General features: G+C 58.2%; 9 protein-coding genes and 2 tRNA genes. 7 read left to right on the top strand and 4 right to left on the bottom strand.

Features of this window, described 5'->3' with window-relative positions; translation table 11 throughout:
• Positions 1-102: 102 nt before the first annotated feature.
• Both HMPREF1153_RS05695 and HMPREF1153_RS05700 read left to right on the top strand, forming a co-directional pair.
• On the top strand, positions 103-915 hold the full coding sequence (locus tag HMPREF1153_RS05695; protein ID WP_037370016.1) for a TPM domain-containing protein: 813 nt from the start codon (positions 103-105) through the stop codon (positions 913-915).
• A gap of 161 nt (positions 916-1,076) precedes the next feature.
• Positions 1,077-1,640, top strand: a complete 564-nt coding sequence (locus tag HMPREF1153_RS05700) for a LemA family protein (RefSeq protein WP_009646007.1) — start codon at positions 1,077-1,079, stop codon at positions 1,638-1,640.
• Between the two features lie 48 nt (positions 1,641-1,688).
• Here the strand turns inward: HMPREF1153_RS05700 and HMPREF1153_RS05705 are convergent.
• Both HMPREF1153_RS05705 and HMPREF1153_RS05710 read right to left on the bottom strand, forming a co-directional pair.
• Positions 1,689-1,765, bottom strand: a tRNA-Met gene (locus tag HMPREF1153_RS05705).
• 2 nt (positions 1,766-1,767) lie between these two features.
• Positions 1,768-1,853, bottom strand: a tRNA-Tyr gene (locus HMPREF1153_RS05710).
• A gap of 245 nt (positions 1,854-2,098) precedes the next feature.
• On the opposite strand from HMPREF1153_RS05710, the gene HMPREF1153_RS05715 reads away from it, so the two are divergent.
• Complete coding sequence (locus HMPREF1153_RS05715) at positions 2,099-2,338, top strand: DUF4405 domain-containing protein (RefSeq protein ID WP_009645983.1); 240 nt, start codon at positions 2,099-2,101, stop codon at positions 2,336-2,338.
• A gap of 90 nt (positions 2,339-2,428) precedes the next feature.
• Here HMPREF1153_RS05715 and HMPREF1153_RS05720 read toward each other — a convergent pair whose 3' ends face one another.
• Both HMPREF1153_RS05720 and HMPREF1153_RS13025 read right to left on the bottom strand, forming a co-directional pair.
• Positions 2,429-8,263, bottom strand: a complete 5,835-nt coding sequence (locus tag HMPREF1153_RS05720) for an outer membrane autotransporter barrel domain protein (RefSeq protein WP_009645989.1) — start codon at positions 8,261-8,263, stop codon at positions 2,429-2,431.
• The gene (locus tag HMPREF1153_RS13025) at positions 8,260-11,913 is read right to left on the bottom strand and encodes a beta strand repeat-containing protein (RefSeq protein ID WP_232208214.1); all 3,654 of its coding nucleotides are present in this window, start codon (positions 11,911-11,913) and stop codon (positions 8,260-8,262) included. The genes HMPREF1153_RS05720 and HMPREF1153_RS13025 overlap by 4 nt, the downstream gene beginning before the upstream one ends.
• A 397-nt stretch (positions 11,914-12,310) precedes the next feature.
• Between HMPREF1153_RS13025 and HMPREF1153_RS05730 the strand changes: the two genes are divergently transcribed.
• From HMPREF1153_RS05730 to HMPREF1153_RS05745, 4 genes are all read left to right on the top strand, one after another.
• The gene (locus tag HMPREF1153_RS05730) at positions 12,311-13,093 is read left to right on the top strand and encodes a MurR/RpiR family transcriptional regulator (RefSeq protein ID WP_009646006.1); all 783 of its coding nucleotides are present in this window, start codon (positions 12,311-12,313) and stop codon (positions 13,091-13,093) included.
• Positions 13,094-13,359: 266 nt separating this feature from the next.
• A complete protein-coding gene (locus tag HMPREF1153_RS05735; protein ID WP_009645999.1) occupies positions 13,360-15,474 on the top strand; it encodes an alpha-glucoside-specific PTS transporter subunit IIBC in 2,115 nt (704 codons plus the stop codon).
• A 63-nt stretch (positions 15,475-15,537) separates the two neighbouring features.
• Entirely contained in the window at positions 15,538-17,202 is a 1,665-nt protein-coding gene (locus HMPREF1153_RS05740) for a glycoside hydrolase family 13 protein (RefSeq protein WP_009645981.1), read from the top strand.
• A complete protein-coding gene (locus tag HMPREF1153_RS05745; protein WP_009646001.1) occupies positions 17,199-17,972 on the top strand; it encodes an HAD-IIB family hydrolase in 774 nt (257 codons plus the stop codon). The genes HMPREF1153_RS05740 and HMPREF1153_RS05745 overlap by 4 nt, the downstream gene beginning before the upstream one ends.
• Positions 17,973-18,097: the final 125 nt, after the last annotated feature.

The raw sequence follows: 18,097 nt of genomic DNA on the forward strand, positions 1-18,097 counted from the left end.
CCGTATGCTATAATAAACGAAAATTATCGTATACTATTCATACCAGTTTTCTCTCTTCCTGCTCCCCACAGGAGACAGGCATTACGAAAGGATGTGAGGCGAATGAACACACCCCGCGCGCGCCAACAGTTGTGCGCCCTCCTATTCATCATCGTCAGCCTCCTCGCACTTGCTGGCTCATCTGCCGACGCTGCCGTGCTTCCCAAGCCCTCGCAGCGCGAATACATCGTCGACACGGCAGGCATCGTTTCAGCAGAGGATCGCACACAGATCGAGAAGATCGGCGAAGAGCTGCGCGAAAAGACGAAGGCGGAAATCGTCGTCGTGACCGTCGCCACCTTGGACGGCACAGACATCGAATCGTACGCAAACGAGCTGTTTCGCAGCTGGGGCATCGGCGATGCGAAGCAAAGCAACGGAGTCCTTCTGCTCATCGCCAAAGATGATCGCAAGTTCCGCATCGAAGTCGGCTACGGGCTTGAAGGTGAAATCACGGACGGCAGAGCGGGCGAGATCCTCGACAAGATGAAGCCGTACTTCCGCGATGAGAAGTACTCCGAAGGCGTGCTCAATGCCTATCAGAAGCTCGCCGCCTACGCCTACCGTGCTGCAGGAGTCGCACCGGGCGCTGATGTGAGCGAGACGCTTGAAGAATCGTCCACGCATGAAGAAGAGGAACCGAGCATCCTGATGAATGTCTTCATCTTCTTCCTTGCCATCGTCGGCATGATCCTGCTCGGTGTCATCCTGAACTGGCTTCTCGGCCTCCTCAACCAAGCGCTCGGCCCTGGCGGCGGCTCCTCGAGCGGCGATTACGGCGGCGGCTACAGCGGCGGCTCTTCCGGCGGCAGTTCCTCGCGCGGCGGCTACGGCGGCGGCTCTTCCGGCGGCGGCGGCGCATCAGACGGCTGGTAAGCTACACGCACAAACGTCCACTTTGTGGACATTGTGCGCCGCCCTTACAGAAGCCTAGCCAATCGGTCTGCGCCTGCGGCTTGACCTCTTGGGGCTTCATGGTGAACCATTCTATATTTGCTCAGTCATTCCATCGGCAGAAACAGAAAGGAGTTTTCAACATGAACAAAGGACTGATCGCGCTCGGCGCTGTCATCGTCGTCATTATCTTCATCCTCGGCGGAGTCTTCTCTCTCTATAACGGGCTGAAAGAGTCGGAGATCAGCGTCGATGCAGCGTACGGACAGGTCGAGAATCAAATGCAGCGGCGCAGCGACCTCATCCCAAACCTCGTCAACACGGTCAAAGGCTATGACGTGCATGAGAAGGCTGTCATTGAGGAAGTCGTCAATGCGCGTGCCAAACTAGCAGGTGCGCAGGGCGTCGAGCAGATCGATGCGGCGAACGCCGAACTCACGGGCGCACTCGGCCGCCTCTTCGCCATCGCCGAGGCATATCCTGACCTCAAGGCAAACACGCAGTACCTCGAACTCATGCGCGAGCTGGCCGGCTCGGAGAACCGCATCGCCGTCGCGCGGCGCGACTACAACGAGGCAGTGCGCGAATACAACGTGCGCATCTCGACCTTCCCCGGCGTATTCTTCGCCGGTTTCATGGGCATGACGAAGAAGCCTCAGTTCCAAGCGAAGGAGGGCGCAGACGCCGTCCCTGAAGTGAAGTTCTAAGAATCACAAAAGCCCCCGCACCTTTCGGCGCGGGGGCTTTACATTTCATGGTGGCGGCACAGAGATTTGAACTCCGGACACTGCGGGTATGAACCGCATGCTCTAGCCAACTGAGCTATGCCGCCGCTGGTGGGCAGGGATGGATTCGAACCATCGTAATCCGAAGATGACAGATTTACAGTCTGTTCCCTTTAACCACTCGGGCACCTACCCATGGACGCCCCGTACAAGACGAAGCATTGTCATTATAGCGACTTTTCTGCAGGCTGTCAAGCGAAAAATCGGTGCAAATTCCCTCTCTCTATGCACGGTAAATCATAGGAAAATCATATTCCGGAAAATTGGACGAAACTTTGGAAGAAACTGCCGTATTTTTATGACACAAAAAAGATTTTGTGCTAAAATGATTTTGATATTCCTTCTCTTGAAGGAGCAGTCTGCATTGGGAGGCAATAACAATGAAAAAAAATTATTATCTGATTCTTGGCTTGGCTGTCGGCATGCTCATCTGCCTTGTGACGGGCACTTTCATGTATCTCCATGTCTTTGCCAACGGCCCCGCTAAGATCGTCAACAAGAACATTCATATCTATGTCTCATATCTCCTGACCATCGGCGTCATTTTTCACCTCGCTTGGAACTGGAAGTGGCTTCGCGGCACGACAAAGGAAATATTCGGCGGGAAAGAGCACAAATAACCTCGGCGAATGCAAAGGAACCGGATACAAAGCCCTGTGGCTTCGCATCCGGTTCCTTTTTTCTTCCTTAATTCATCTTTACCCTGTAAATCAGAATGCCCAGTTTACTCCTACACTGCCAGAGAATCCTTCTCGCTTACCCTGCCAACCGCTGAAGTTGACGTCGTAGCTGACGCGGCTCTTTTTCGGTGTGAAGCGATAGCCAAGTTCGAGCATGGCGCTGCCTCCCTTGAGAGACGGGCTTGGCGTCGCCATGCCCTGATAGGTGGCTCGCGCCTCGCCGTTGAATTCGTATTCCCATGCAAGACCCGCGTAGAATTTGCCTTCTTCGCCCATATCGTGCGTGTAGCGAGCGCCGAGTCGCAGGCGGTGCGAGTTGACGGCATCGAAGTCGTAATCCTCGCCTGTCGAGAGCTTGCCGCTCGTGCCATTCTGATGCGAGAAGAAGTACTTGAGGTACGTTTCGAGCGCATCGCCCGCCTTGAGCTTCGTCTCCTTCCCCACGCCCAGATGAATCGCATAATAGGGGTTCGAGATGTCGTAGCTCGTGGACGTGCCGGAAATGTTGCCCTCGTAGTCGCTCTTGATGCGTCCGCCGCGCACGCTTCCTTCGAGGTAGAGGCCGCTCTTCAGATCCTGCCTTGCGAGGACACCTGCGCCGATGTAGCTGACCTTGCCGCTGCCGTGCGTGCCCGCCGCATCCTCAAGATAGGAGTCGTAGCTCGCCCTGCCGTATTCGACGAATGGCCCAAAGGTCAGCGTGCTGTCCTTGCCATCCTGCTTTCTTGCGAAGCCGACATTCAGCGTGTAGCCGTGCGTGTCGACGTAGGAGCCCGAATGGATGCGCATGGAGGAGCCTCCCTGCGCCGCCCATGCCGTGTACGCGCCCGACTGCACATTTGCTGCAGATGCCGCCTTCGCACTCGGCGCCTTGTTTGTCGCCATGGGAGCGGCCTCGACCTGAGTGTTGGCATTGGCGGAGGCTGCTGCTTGGACAGCGGCGGAGACGCCCGCATCGGCGAGCATCGTCATGCCGCCTCCCAAGACGTCCGTCGCCGTCGTCCTCGTCTCCGCGAGGGACTTCGTCGCGTCCTTCATCTTTACACTCTCGACAGCGGCGATCAATTCATCCGCGCCCTTCTTCTGCACACGGAACTTGTAGTCGAGCGATACGCCCTGCGTACCCGTGACCTCGCCCTTGATCTTCTCGTCCGTCGTCAACGTGCCGCCTTCAGCAACCTTCATGAGACTGAAGACATCCTCGCGCTTGAGCGTCTTGGCCGCGCCCGAGAGGTTGAGGTCGACGTTCAGACCCTTGATGTCCTTGTCCTTGACGCCGAGCCTCAGCATCGTCGCCATGGAGGATTTCGCCCCTTCGGGCAGGTAGAACTTGAGGTTCTGAATGCCCTTGAAGTCACCGATCTCCGTGCCGGCGGCGCGGATGGCGAGGACGTTTGCCTTGCCGTCCGCCGCCGTGCCGCCCGTGACCGTACCCTTGATCTTCGTGCCGAAGAGGTTGATCACGTTGCCGTCGGTCTTCTTACCCGAGCCGCCGTAGACATTCGCGCCGATGTTGACGGCACCGAGGTTGAGGATATTGCCCGAAGCTTCGCCCTGCGCGGCATGACCGCCATAGATTTGCGCCTGCGTATCCTTTTGCACCTCGACGGTGTTCTTCGTGGCGTCGCCCGCACCCTCGACAAAGCCGCCGTAGGCATTTTTGAGCGTGCCGCCGGCGAGTACGAGTGTATTGCCCGTGACCACGCCCTTGGCGCTCAGGCCGCCGTAGGCCGCCTCCGTCAGCGTGCCGCCCTTGACGGTCAGCTTGTTCTTCTGCACGGTGTTGCCGACGATGGAGCGTCCGCCCCAAGCCGCCTTGTTGTCGCCCGTCTCATAGACGGCATCCGCATTGTTCTGGAAGCGGAAGCCGCGCACGACGACCTTTTCCGCCGCTGCGCCCTTCGCCGCATCCATTTCCTTGGAGATCGCATACTCGTAGTCGCCGACGGTCTTTTCCTTCGCCTTGTCATAGCTCGTGCCAAAGTCAATCCCCTTGTCATTCGCCATGAGCGAGAACAGTTCTTCACGCGCCACACCCGTGCGCGTCGCAAGGGAGGCTTCGTCAAGGCCTGCGGCTTCAACCTTCTGCCAATCAAGCCCCGTCGTCTTCTTGCCGCCGTTGAGCGTCAAGATCGTATCGCCGGCCTTCGCCATGCTCGTGTCGAAGTGGAGTTTCTCGAAATTCTTGATGTCTCCCGCGCTCTGTGTTCCCGTGACGTTCAGCGTATTTCCCGCCGCGCCGTTGTTGCCGCCATAGATCGTACCCGTGACCGTACCGGCTGTGAAGTTCACGGTGTTGCCCGTGGTCTTGCCCGACGTGCCGTCGATCTTCTTACCCGTCGACCAGCCACCGTAGGCGTCCTTGAGCGTGCCACCCGCGATCGTCAGAGTGTTGTCCGTCGCATCGTTGCCGAGTACGGAGCGCCCGCCCCATGCTGCATCGTGTGCGCCGTCGGCTTCGCCGTATGTCGCCGTGTTGCCATGGAAGCGATAGATCTCTGCGTTGACAGCCTTCGCCTGCGCTGCATGCGTGTCCGTATCGAGGGCGGCTTCGTAATCGCCCTTGGTCACGCCCTTGGCGCCGATGGGCGCATAAGTGTCAACACCGCCCTTGCGGAAGTCGATGCCCTTTTCATTCGCCATGAGCGTCAGACGGTACGCTTCGTAACTCTTGACCACAGGTTTGAATTCATCGAGCGTGACATTCGCCCAGTCAAGCCCCTCAGTCGCAGCCGCACCGTCGAGCGTCAGGAGCGTCGTGCCGCTCGCCATCGTGTTTCTGACATGGAACTTGACGCTCTCGAAGTTCTTTATGTTGCCAGCCGCGATCTTGCCACTGACATTCAGGACATTACCCGTGGTGTCGCTGCCGCTGCCGCCGTAGATCGTGCCCGTGATTTTCGCGCCGTCAGCGACATCATGGAACACGCCCGCCTCGTCCGTATAGCCGATGTTGACGGTGTTCTTCACCGTCTTTCCCGTGCCGCGCGTGTAGCCGCCGTAGACGTTCTTTGCCGTGCCGCCCGCAATGTTAACGGTATTCTCCGTCACATCTGCCGCATTCGCTGCATTGCCGACGTAACCGCCGTAGACCTCTTCAAGCGTTCCCTTGCCCGTACTCAAAAGGTTCACGGTGTTCTTGACCGCACCGCCCGCAGTCCCCTCCGAGCGTCCGCCCGAAACGTACTGGAGCGTCTCACCCTCGGAGATTCCCTTGAGCGTAAACTTGTTTCCTTCCGCCGTATTCCCACCGTAGGAAACACCAGCGTAGGTCTTGGCATTGTTGTCGCCGTTATGATAAGTGACGTCGCCGTTTCGGAAGCGGTTCACATCGATAAGGACGGCGTTCGCCACACCCGTATTCGTATCCGTGCGCTGGACGACCTCGTAGTCGCCGCTCACGGCATGATTCTTCGCCGCGTAGTTCGAGAACTTCAGCTTGTTCGCTGCCGCGCTCTTCATCAGCGTGATTGCGCCGAGCGTCTTGTCGGCCGAGAGTTTCGACGTGTCGACCGTGACCTTGCTCCAGTCTGCCGTCTGCCCGTCGAAACCTTCTGCAAGCGTCAGCATCGTGCCGCGGCTCTTGGTGAAGGCATCGTCGACGACCCCGCTCTTCGGCTTGTCGACGGCGATATGGTCGGTCAGATGGAACGTATAGTTCTCGAAGTTCTGCGCCTTCTTTGCCGCCGCATCCTTGACCATGACATTGAGCGTATTGCCTGTCATCTCGGACTTGTTGCCGCCCGCAAGCATCGCATTCGCAAGGTTCGTTCCGGCTGCAAGCGTTGCCGCCGTACCGTCTCCGATATTCACCGTGTTACCTGTGGTCTTGCCGCTTCCTTCAGTATAACCACCGTAGACCGCGCCCGTGACCGTACTGCCCGTAAGCGTGACCGTGTTGCCCGTCGCATTGCCGCTGTTCGCCGCCTTCGTGATTGCACCACCGTAGACGTTTACGATCGAGCCTGTTCCCGTGCCTTTGAGCGTGACCTTGTTATTTGCCGAATCTCCCGTCACGCCTGCGGTCTGTCCACCGTAGGCAGCCGCGAGCGTTCCCGTCACGCCCGTAAGCGTCAGCTCATTTCCCTCGGTCGTGCTGCCAAAGGCGGAATAGCCGCCAAGCGCCTCGCCCGTCGAGGTCGTCGTATAAGTGACGCGACCATCCTTGAAGCGATTGACATCGTAGAGCACTTCCTGTGCCGTATCGGTGTTCGTATTCGTGCGCAGCCCTGTTTCGTAGACGCCGCCGTATGTATCGTAGCGCGCAGCGTAGTCGCTGAACTTCAGCGTGGGATCGGCCGCCCGCATCAAGATATAGGTGTTCTTTCCCTGAATCTTTGCAGCGTCCGCTTCCGTCGTGACCTTCGACATGTCGACCGTCACATTCGACCATTTCATCTTGACGTCCGAGTTGTCAGCAGTGACCTTGCCGAAACCGCCCAGTTCCGTCAGATTCAGCAGCGGCGCCGTCTTCGTCGTATCGTCCACGAGCTGGAAGTTGAACTTCTCGACGTTGCGCACCTTCTTGAGCGTCACACCGTCCTTCGCCTTGACGTTGAGCGTATTGCCCGCGATCTTCGCGTCTGTGTTGGCGAGGACGGTGCCTCCGTAACTCGTGCCCCAGACCTGCGATCCCGTGAGCGTGCCGCCGCCAAGCGTGATAGTATTGTTGTTCGACGTGCTCGTCAAGACGCGCGAATCGCCGCCGACGATCTGCCCCGTGACCGTGCCATCCGTGATGGTGACGCAGTTGTTCGCCATATTGCCCGCCGCAGCAGCGCTTCCGCCGCCGCCGATGACGTTCGCGACCGTACCGCCCTCAACGGTAACTTCGTTGTCCGTCGCCGAGCCGCTTGCACCGGAGACTGCACCACCGATAGCATTCGTGACCGTGCCTCCCTTGATGAGGACGCGGTTCTTCGAGGCAACGCCATCCGCCTTACCGGTAAAGCCGCCGTTGATATTGGCGATCGAGCCTGTTCCCGTGCTCTCAATTGTGACCTGGTTTTCCTTTGAGTCAGCCGCACCGTTGGTCTTGCCGCCGTAGACGAAATTGAGGTTCGTCGACGGAACGCCCGTCACCGTAATCTTGTTGTTATAGGTCGTATGCCCATCTTTATAGGAGATGCCACCAGCAACTTCATTCGCCGTTGCCGGATTCGTGCCGTCATACGTCCACGCATTGTTCCTGAAGATGTTGTAGTTCATGATAACGGAGGTAGCCGTGCGCGTCCCCGTATCCGTGCCGATGAAATATTCAGCGTTCTCCGTGCTGCCGAGGTCGCGCGGCGCATAGCCATCTTTGAACGTCAGCGCATTTGCAGTCTCGCTCTTCACGAGGGTGATGGTGCCAGTCGGCTTGCCCGTCAGTTTCGACGTATCCACGTTGAAATTGTTCGCGAAGTCGATCTCCCTGCCAAAGCCGTCATTGCGCAGCGTCAGCATCGTATCCCCGCTCGCAATGTTATTGTTCAATTTAAAGTTGTACTTATCGAAATTCTTGATGCTATGAACCGTGATGCCTTTGCCGCGCACGTTCAGCACATTGTTGTGGACAGCATTGTCGGTGCTGTTGTCACCGTAAATTAACGCACCGCTAAGGTTTGCCGTATACGTGCCGTCGTCTGCGCCAAGGTTCACGACATTGCCCGAAGCGCTGCTGCCCGGGCCATTCATGTAACCACCGTAGACCACTGTGCCTATTCCCGCGAGCGCACCACCCGAAATCGTGACCTCGTTATCCGTCGCATGATAGCCGTAGCCGCCGTAGAGCTTGCCCTCAATCGTGCCACCTGTGACCGTAACCTTATTCTTGCTGACCGTTCCCATTCCCGTGACGGATGCGCCGTAAACGTCGCCGCTCACCGTGCCGCCTTTGACCGTGACCTCGTTTTCTTCGGCAGTGCCTCCTTCGTCTCTGCGCCGCGAACCTCCTCCGCCGTGCCCGCGCTGAACTCGACTGCATTCTTCTTCGCCGCACCCGAACCGGTCGTCACACCACCGCGAATCTGCCCCGCCGTGCCGTTCGTAAAGAGAACCTTGTTGTAACTGACCTCCGCCGCACTTGCCTCTTTGTCAATATAGCCGCCGCTAACGTAGTCATTCGCCGTGCCGCCAGAGAAGTTGACCGTGTTGTTTGTGACTGCACCCGTACCGAACGTATAGCCGGCATGGAGAAGATCGACCGTGCCCTTATTCAGATTAACAATATTGCCGTCGACCTTGCCCGTGCCGTCCTCATTGTTCGCTTGTCCGCCATAGACCTCTTTGATCTTATCGGCGTCGTGTGCCAGTTCGATATTCACCGTATTCTGCGTGACATCGCCCGTCGTACCCTCGTTCTTTCCCCCAAAGACATGGCTCGGGTCGCCCGCACCGCGCAGAGCCTTGACCGTCAGCTGATTGTCCGTCGTCGTGTGTCCGTCATGAGAAAGACCGCCATAAATCTCGTTCCCCCATGCCTTGGCGTAAGTTTCCCCCGTACCATCATAGGTTACACGTCCATTCTTGAAACGATTGATTTCCATAAAAACTGAGGTCGCCGTGCCGCTGTCCGTATCGGTCTGTACGGCGCTCTCATGCGTATCTGTCGCAGCGTAAATGGTCGCGTCATAATTCGAGAAATTCAGCGCATTCGCTGTCGCACTCTTTAAGAGCGTCACACGATGTACGCCGTGAACATTGGAAACATAGTCCGCAGAGAGTCCCGAACGGTCAACGGAAATCTTTCCCCAATCGACGCCCGTACCTCCGAAATCTCCTGCGTTCGCAACAGAAAGCATCGTATCGCCATTCCCGAAGGACTCGTTCAGTTTGAACTTATAGTTCTCGAAGTTATTGACAGACTTTGCCGTGACATCCTTGGCGTTGACATTGAGCGTATTGCCCGTCGCCGCTTTGTTGCCGCCGTAGATGTTGCTCGCCGCGAGCGTCGCACCCGAGAGATCGCGGTGCGTATCGTCGCCAAAATTGACGGTGTTGCCCGTCGTCGTACCGTCCGCTTTCCACGAGTATCCACCATAAATATTGGTGCTAAACGTGCCGCCCGCAATCGTAACAATATTATTATTTACCGTAAATGTCCCTGTGGCGGAAGTGTCACCGCCCGCACCACCATAGATGACACCTTGGAACGTGCCGCCCGTAAGCGTGACCTTGTTGCCCGCCACTGTTCCGGATTTATCCGAATAGCCGCCGTAAACAGGTTCTTGAAACGTGCCGTCCGCAATCGTAACATTATTATCTGTCACTATCCCGGACTTCCCCGAATAGCCGCCGTATACCACTCCTTCGACAGTACTGGCACCCGATACGGTGATGGTATTTCCCGTCACGTTACCGTTTGCGGAATCAGATCCGCCGATTATGCCTTTTTTAATTATACTGCCCAAAATGCTGACCTGGTTGTCCGATACAGTTCCACCGTCCGCAGTACGTCCAGCTTGCACAAAGCCCTCAACGGTGCTGTTCGCAATCGTGACGATATTCCCCGTAGCCTTTCCATTGGCGCCCCCGGTCTGCCCCCCGACAACATCTCTCTTAACCGTACCGCCTTTAACCACAGCCTTATTGCCGGTCATGGTCGAATCTGCATTCCCTTTCGCACCAACGGCCTCTCCTATCACCGTGCCGCCCTCGATACGGACTTCGTTGCCTTCTGCCTTGCCGCTGCCATCGAGCTTACCGCCATAGACCGACCAATCGGCATGCCCTTTGACGGTGAAGATATTGCGGTTCACAGCGCCTTTTGCCCAGCCAGCGTATGAGGTATTGTCCACCCAACCGCCACTCTCAACTGTGACGCTGTTGCCCTCTGCCTTGCTGTTCGCCGCTGTCGCATAGCCGCCGTACGCCGCCTTTACCTTGCCCGTCGCCGTGATCGTGACATGGTTGTTCGTCGAATCACCTGCGCCCGCCGTATAGCCGCCGTAGACGGTCAGATTCGTGTTGTTCGTATTCGTGATCTTGATCTTGTTGTTCGTCGTCGTATTGCCGAGACTCGAATAGCCGCCATAAGCCGCCGTGCCTGTGACGTTATCTGCCGTTGCATCGGCGTTCTGGAAGCGATCAATGTCGGCACGCACATAGTTCACCATATTATATCCGAAGAACGACATCGGAGGCGTTGTCACATCCGTATACATATGATACTCGAAGTCGCCGCTCGTCGCTTTGCGATCAAGCGCCTCGGTGTTGAATATCTTCAGATCGGCGCCGCTTCCCGTGCGCAGCAGTTCCATCGTGCCGAGGCGGCCATACTTCGTCGTATCGGCATTCCAGCCCTCGGCATTCATCGTGATCTTGCTCCACTGGACATTGGGCGTAGAGCCGAAGCCACCGCTGTCCGTCACCTTGAGCATGGTCGAACCTGCCGCAACTCCCTTCGTGAGATTGAAGTTGTATTTCTCGAAGTTCTGCGCCGTCCTGACTACGATGCCTGAGGCATTGACATTGAGCGTGTTGCCCGTGACATCATTCGTCTTGTTGCCGCCGTAGATCTTTATGCCCGTGAGATTGAACCCCGACGCCATGGCGTTTTCGCCGTCGCCGAGGTTAACAATGTTGTTGATAGTTTTGCCGCTGCCTGCATTATAAGCACCAAAAACATTCGTTCCGCCGCTCTTTGTGAACGCACCGCCCGAGATCGTAAGCGTATTGCCGGAGGCATTTGCGCTGCTCGCGGAGTTGCCAATAACGCCGCCCGCAGCCTCATTCCCGAGACTGCCGCCCTTGATCGTAACGGAGTTTCCCGTGACTGCGCCCTTGCCTGTCGTATAGCCGCCGAACACGTCGCTGCTGAGCGTACCACTGTTGATCGTCACGTGATTCTCTTTGATTGCCGCGGTGCTTGCCGCATCGTCACCCGCCGCGCCATATACGGCTTTCTTCGAGGTCGCATTCGAGAACTCGACGCTGTTACCCGTCACTGACCCGTTGCCCGTAACACGCGCACCGTAAATGATTCCTGTCCCATAGCTTCCAAGCGTGCCGCCGGTAATCGTGACCTTATTGCCCGACACCGCGCCCGTGCTCGCTGCTTTGTCCGACCAGCCGCCGATAATGTCTTCCTCGATTTTCCCGGCTTTGACCTCTACTGTATTATTGCTCACACTCTTCGTAAGAGAAGCGCTGTAGCCGCCGATGACGGCATCCGCACTGTAACCGTTGTTGAAAATCACCTTATTGCCCGTGACCGCGCCAGTGCCACTGACACCGCCGTAGATGAAACTGGCACCGCCAGCGTTGGCAGAGCGAAGTCCGTGAATCGTCAGCGTATTGCCCTTGACATCCGCCGCAGTATCCTTCTTCCCGCCGGCGGAAATCGCACCGTAGGTATTCTGCGGCTTATCCGTCGGACCGCCTTCTGTGCCAAGCGTGATCTTGTTGTCGTTCATCGAATGAGTCTTTTCCGTACCCTCAAGACCATTGATGCTGGTCGCCGTCTCCGTATACTCATGCTCCGCCGCATACGCCGTCGACATCCCCCAGATCATGCCGCCGTCCACTGAGGTCAAGCACCCCCCCAGTGGACAGGGCAAGCGCCACCATAAGCGCGAGCCGTCTTCTTGATTTCCCCTTACCGACCATTGAATACGATTCCTCCTTGTGCATTCAAAGGGACGATTGCCCCCAAGTGTCCTGGCAAATCCTTGCCGCCCCTGCGTTTTGTCATACCTGACGAACTCCTAACAGGTAATGACTTTTAGTTTCAATATCACAAATCATACCATTTTCCTAACTTCTTTGTCCAGTAATTTTTCATGAATTTCAAACAATTTCGATTCATTTCGCAAATACTGGGAAATATGCTCTGAAATTTTGCATTGTGACTTGCCTGCCGTCTGAAAACACGTTAAGATTAATTAAGTACAAAGCTTTTTTGCAAAAAACCGACGAAAGGAGCGGAGCAATATGCAGCTTCCTGAGCGCATCAATCTCCACTTGAACGAACTCAGCGATGCCGATAAGAGCATCTGGCGCTTCATCGAGAGCCACAAGGAGACGGCATGCCGCGCCTCCATCCATGACCTCGCGCGGCTCTGCGCCGTTTCGAGCGCTTCCGTCGTGCGCTTCGCACAGAAGATCGGCTTCGAGGGCTTCGGCGAGATGAAGGCGGTGCTCAAGATGGAACTCGAAGAGCGCGGAAAGCCCGACCGCGACATCCTGACATCTCTGAGCCAGTTCTACGACCAGTCGTGGCGCGAACTCATGGCACGCGACTACCGCGGCGCGAGCCGCCTCGTCCACGAGGCGCACCGCGTCTTCGCCTACGCTTCGGGCTATGTGCAGACGAACGTCATGCAGGAACTCAAGCGCCTCTTCCTCTACGACAATGTCTTCATCTGCGAAATCGCAGGGCGCGAGGAGTTCTATTCCGTCTATCAAACGGCAGGGCCGGACGATCTCTTCGTCTTCATCTCGCTTTCGGGCGAATCCGAGCGCGTCAAGGAGTTCTCCGAGAAGCTGAACCTCAAGGGCGTGCCGCTTCTCGCCATCACGCAGATGCAGCACAACACGCTCGCGAGCCGCTCGACGGAGAACCTCTACGTCGTGCCCGCTGCCTTCAACCTGCCCAAGAGCGAGGAGCGGCTGCCTTTCAAGTCCATGCTCGCCTACTTCCTGCTGCTTGAGATCTTCTACGTCCACTACCGCCTCTACCGCAGCGAGCAGGAAAATAGCCTTACAGAAGCCTAGCCGATCGGTCTGCGCCTTTAGCTTCTTGTAAACTACACGCACAAACGTCCACTTCGTGGACATTGTGCGCCGCCCTTACAGAAGCCTAGCCAATCGGTCTGCGCCTTTGGCTTGACCTCTTGGGGCTTCTGTAACAAGTTTCACTGCATGTACCTCCTTGCAACCTCTGTACATGCCTCCCGAATGGCGCAAAATGCTTGCTTTTTCAACGATTTTCCTTTATCGTAATAGACAAAGGTTTTCAGTGTTTCAGAGGAGGTAAGCTCATGTCACTCAGCAAGGACGTCTTCATGCAGAACATGCAGCGGTTTGGCGGCGCGATGTATACGCCCGTCATCCTGTTCGCGTTCTTCGGTCTGACGGTGGCGGTGTCCATCGTCTGCAAGAACACGGGGCTGCTCGGCGCGATCGCCGCCGAAGGCACGCTATGGTACGATTTCTGGTACATCGTCGAGCAGGGCGCGTGGACGGTGTTCGCACAGATGCCGATTCTCTTCGCCATCGCCGTGCCCATCGGCTTCGCGAAGAAGGAGCCGGCACGCTGCGCCATGGAATCCTTCGTCATCTACATGCTCTTCAACTACTTCATCTCGGCCATCCTCACGCTGCACGGCAGCGCATTCGGCGTCGACTACAGCCAGGCGGCAGGTCCCGGCACGGGACTTGCCATGATCGCGAACGTCAAGACGCTCGACATGGGCATGCTCGGCGCGATCTTCATCGCGTGCTGCACGGCGTATCTGCACAACCACTTCTACGACACGAACATCCCCGATTGGCTCGGCATTTTCAAAGGCCCTGCCTTCGTCGTCGCCGTCGGCTTCGCCGTCATGATCCCGATGGCCCTCATCTTCTGCTGCGTCTGGCCAATGGTACAGCACGCGATCGAGCAGTTCCAGTTCTTCCTCAAGACGAGCGGCATCGTCGGCGTCTGGGCATACACGTTCTCGGAGAAAATTCTGCTGCCCGCCGGCCTCCATCACTTCATCTACCTGCCGTTCATGTTCGGCCCTGCGGTCGTCGACGGCGGCATCCAAGCCTACTGGCTCGGCCACATCAACGACTTCATGACGAGCGCGCAGTCTTTGCGTGACCTCTTCCCCGAGGGCGGCTTCGCGCTGCACGGCAGCGGCAAGGTCTTCGGCCTGCCGGGCGCGGCGCTCGCCATCTACGCCTGCGCCAAGCCTGAAAAGCGCAAGAAGACGGCGACTCTCCTGATTCCTGCGACGATCACGGCGATGCTCTGCGGCATCACCAAGCCTCTGGAATTCACCTTCCTTTTCGTCGCGCCTCTCCTTTATCTGCTGCACGCGATCCTCTCGGCGACGCTCTCGGCGACGCTCTACGCCATCGGGCTTTCGGGCAACTTCGGCGGCGGTCTCATCGACTGCTTCGTGCAGAACTGGATTCCTCTTTTCTCCTACCATTATGCGACATACCTCACGCAGATCGGCATCGGCCTGTGCTTCACCGCCATCTACTTCTTCGTCTTCCGCGCTGTCATCCGCTTCAAGGATTACAAGACGCCGGGCAGAACGGACGACGATGTCGAGGACAAGCTCTTCACGAAAGCCGACTACAAGGCGAAGCAGGCAGGCGCTGCGGATGCCGCTGCAGGCGCCGCACCCGATCTGAAGCTCGACGAGCGCGACGTGAAGGCGAAGGTCTTCCTCGAAGGACTCGGCGGCCCTGCGAACATCAAGGACGTCACGAACTGCGCGACGCGCCTGCGCGTGACGGTAGAAGATCCCGATCTCGTACAGCCGGTCGCCGTCTTCACCCGCGCGGGCGCACACGGCCTCGTGCGGAACGGACATGCGTTCCAGGTCATCGTTGGCCTCTCCGTGCCGCAGGTGCGCGAGCGCTTCGAGGCGCTTCTCGCAGCGCCTGCATCCGATGCGACGGAGCTCGCCGTCGGCACGGAAAAATCCCTTTCCTTCACGGCGGTCGCCGACGGCAAGGTCATCGACATGAGCGAGGTCAAGGATGAGATGTTCTCACAGAAGATGATGGGTGACGGCGTCGCCATCGAGCCGACGGGCAATCTCGTCGTCGCGCCCGCCGCCGCCGAAGTCACGATGGTCATGGAGGATTCGTTGCACGCCGTCGGGCTGCGTCTCGCGAACGGCGCGGAACTGCTCATCCACATCGGCGTCGACACGGTGAAGCTCGGCGGCAAGGGCTTCGAGCTTCTCGTCCGTGCAGGCGACAAGGTCGGCCAAGGTGCGCCGCTCGTGAAGTTCGACCGCGCGACGATCAAGGAAGCCGGCTACCAGGACACGGTCATCATGGCAGTGACAAACTCGGGCGAATACCCGCTGATGAAAAAGCATACGGGCATGACGGCAGAAGCCGGCAAGACGGACGTCCTGACCTTCTGACGCACGGCAAATCTCGCAGCCCCCTGCCCGCACGGCAGGGGGCTGAATGGAAAGGAAAAACGCATGAAAGCAACGCATTGGTGGCAGAACACCGCCGTCTACCAGATTTATCCGAAGAGCTTCAACGACACGCACGGCAAGGGCACGGGCGATCTTCGCGGCATCACGGAAAAGCTCGACTATCTAAGGTCGCTCGGCGCGGGCGCGCTTTGGCTCACGCCCGTCTACCCGTCGCCCATGGTCGACAACGGCTACGACATCAGCGACTATTGCGGCATCCATCCCGATTTCGGCACGCTCGCCGACATGGAGAAACTGATCGCCGAAGCGAAGAAGCGCGGCATGCGCATCGTCATGGATCTCGTCTACAACCACACCTCCGATCAACACCCGTGGTTCTTGGAGTCGAAGAAGAGCCGCACGAACGCGAAGAGCGACTGGTATATCTGGCGCGACGCGAAGGAAGACGGCAGCGCCCCGACGAACTGGCGCGGCATCTTCGGCGGCTCTGCGTGGACGTACAGCGAGGAGCGCGGCCAATACTACCTGCACACCTTCGCCGAGGCGCAGCCCGACCTCAACTGGGAGAACCCCGAGGTCAGGGAAGCACTCTTCGCCGCCGCAAACTTCTGGCTCGCAAAGGGCGTCGGCGGCTTCCGCATCGACGCCATCACCTACATCAAGAAGCCCGCCGTCTTTGCGGACGGCGAGCCGGATGCGGCGGACGGCATGACGAGCGTCCACGATATGACGGCGAACACGCCGGGCATCCTCGACTTCCTGCACGAGTTCCGCGCACGCGTTTTCGACGGGCACGACATCTTCACCGTCGGCGAGGCGAACGGCGTCACGCCCGAGGAACTGCCGCTGTGGGTCGGCGAAAACGGCGTCTTCTCCATGCTCTTCGAGTTCAGCCACGTCCTCGTGCCCTACGAAGGCGGCGAATGCTGGCACAAGGCGCAACCGTGGCCTCTCACGAAGCTCAAGCGCGCGCTCACGGCTAGCCAGCACGCCACCGCCAATGAAGGCTGGTTTCCCATCTACTTCGAGAACCACGACCGTGCACGCTCCGTCAATTACTTCTTCTCCAAAGGCGCGGACAAGAAGCTCGCGGCCAAGGCTCTCGCCGCCGTCCTCTTCACGCTGCGCGGCACGCCCTTCATCTACGAGGGCGAGGAACTCGGCATGACGAACGTGGCTTGGGATTCCATCGACGCCTACGACGACATTTCGTCGCACGGCCAGTACGCGCTCGCTTTGGAAGATGGCTTCTCCAAGGAGGAAGCACTGGGCTTCGTCCACTTCAACAGCCGAGACAACGCACGCACGCCGATGCAGTGGACGGCAGAAAGACATGCGGGCTTCACAAGCGGCACGCCATGGCTGCCCGTCAACGAGAACTATCGCACACTCAACGCTGCCGCCGAGGAAAAGGACGCTGACTCCGTACTGCACTTCTACCGTCATCTCGCCAAGCTGCGCGAGACGATTCCTGCTCTTTTGGACGGCGTATATGAAGAGCTTCTAGAAGAAAACGAGCAGATCTATGCGTTCTCGCGCACACTGGGGAAGACGCGCATCAAGACGGCGGTCAACTTCAGCACAAAGGACGCGGCGCTTCCCGCAGACTTCCTCCGCGGCACGCGCCTTGCCGGAAGCTATGCGGACGCGCCGACGACTTCGCTTCGTCCATTGGAAGCCGTGATTTACGAGGAGGAGATACAATGAAGGTAGCTGCAAGCGATTACGACGGGACGCTCCTCAGGGGCGGCAAGATCGACGAGGAAACGCTGCAGGCCGTCAAGAAGTGGCGTGCGGCGGGCAACAAGTTCGGCGTCATCTCGGGGCGCGACTACGGCATGCTCGTGCCGCAGCTCTTCGCGTTCGGGCTGGAATTTGACTACACGGTCTGCAACAACGGCGGCATCATCCGCGACGCGAAAGAGACGGTGCGCTTCCAGGCCGAGATCGAGCCGGCCGCCCTCGTTTCCATTGCCGAAGAGCCTCTGGCGGCGAAATCCTTCCACTTTGCCTTTTCAGCAGCCGACGTGACGTACCTTTGCCACCAATCGGAAGGCTCTTGGATCGAGCGCGAAGCAAAGGAATGGGACTATCCCATCATCTACATTGAAGAATCCGAGATCGGCACGCTCAAGAAGATCCAGCAGTTCTCCATGGGCTTCCCGCTTCCCGCCGAATCCGACGCCTGCGCCGCCGCGCTCAACGCGAGGCTCGGCGATAAGATCCACGCCTACCCGAACGCCTGCAGTCTCGACATCACGCCCGTCGGCGTCGGCAAGGATCAGGGCATACGCACGCTGCTCTCCGTCATGGGCTGGGACGGCGCGGAAGTTTTCGCCATCGGCGACGAGACGAACGACCTGCCGATGCTCAAGGCATTCGACGGCTATACGCTGACGACGGCGCGAGAAGCGATTCAAAAGCAGGCGAAGGAAGTTTTCCCGAGCGTCGGCGCAATGATGCTGACCTATCTGTAAGGCAAGCCCGAAGGGCGCAGCCGCACAGGCAGTAGGTCGCATGTGAAAACGTCCCAAGAACGCGAGCCGAAGGCGAAGCGCGATTGGCTGACGTTGACCACCCGGGGTCCGCTCAGCGGAGAAAC

The sequence above is a fragment of the Selenomonas sp. CM52 genome (assembly GCF_000292955.1).
In the GTDB taxonomy this organism is placed as follows: domain Bacteria; phylum Bacillota; class Negativicutes; order Selenomonadales; family Selenomonadaceae; genus Selenomonas.

Excerpts from the sequence above, each read along its gene's own strand:
- HMPREF1153_RS05715 (WP_009645983.1), top strand. The coding sequence starts at position 2,099 with ATGAAAAAAAATTATTATCTGATTCTTGGCTTGGCTGTCGGCATGCTC.
- HMPREF1153_RS05695 (WP_037370016.1), top strand. The coding sequence starts at position 103 with ATGAACACACCCCGCGCGCGCCAACAGTTGTGCGCCCTCCTATTCATC.
- HMPREF1153_RS05700 (WP_009646007.1), top strand. The coding sequence starts at position 1,077 with ATGAACAAAGGACTGATCGCGCTCGGCGCTGTCATCGTCGTCATTATC.
- HMPREF1153_RS05740 (WP_009645981.1), top strand. The coding sequence starts at position 15,538 with ATGAAAGCAACGCATTGGTGGCAGAACACCGCCGTCTACCAGATTTAT.
- HMPREF1153_RS05730 (WP_009646006.1), top strand. The coding sequence starts at position 12,311 with ATGCAGCTTCCTGAGCGCATCAATCTCCACTTGAACGAACTCAGCGAT.
- HMPREF1153_RS05745 (WP_009646001.1), top strand. The coding sequence starts at position 17,199 with ATGAAGGTAGCTGCAAGCGATTACGACGGGACGCTCCTCAGGGGCGGC.
- HMPREF1153_RS05735 (WP_009645999.1), top strand. The coding sequence starts at position 13,360 with ATGTCACTCAGCAAGGACGTCTTCATGCAGAACATGCAGCGGTTTGGC.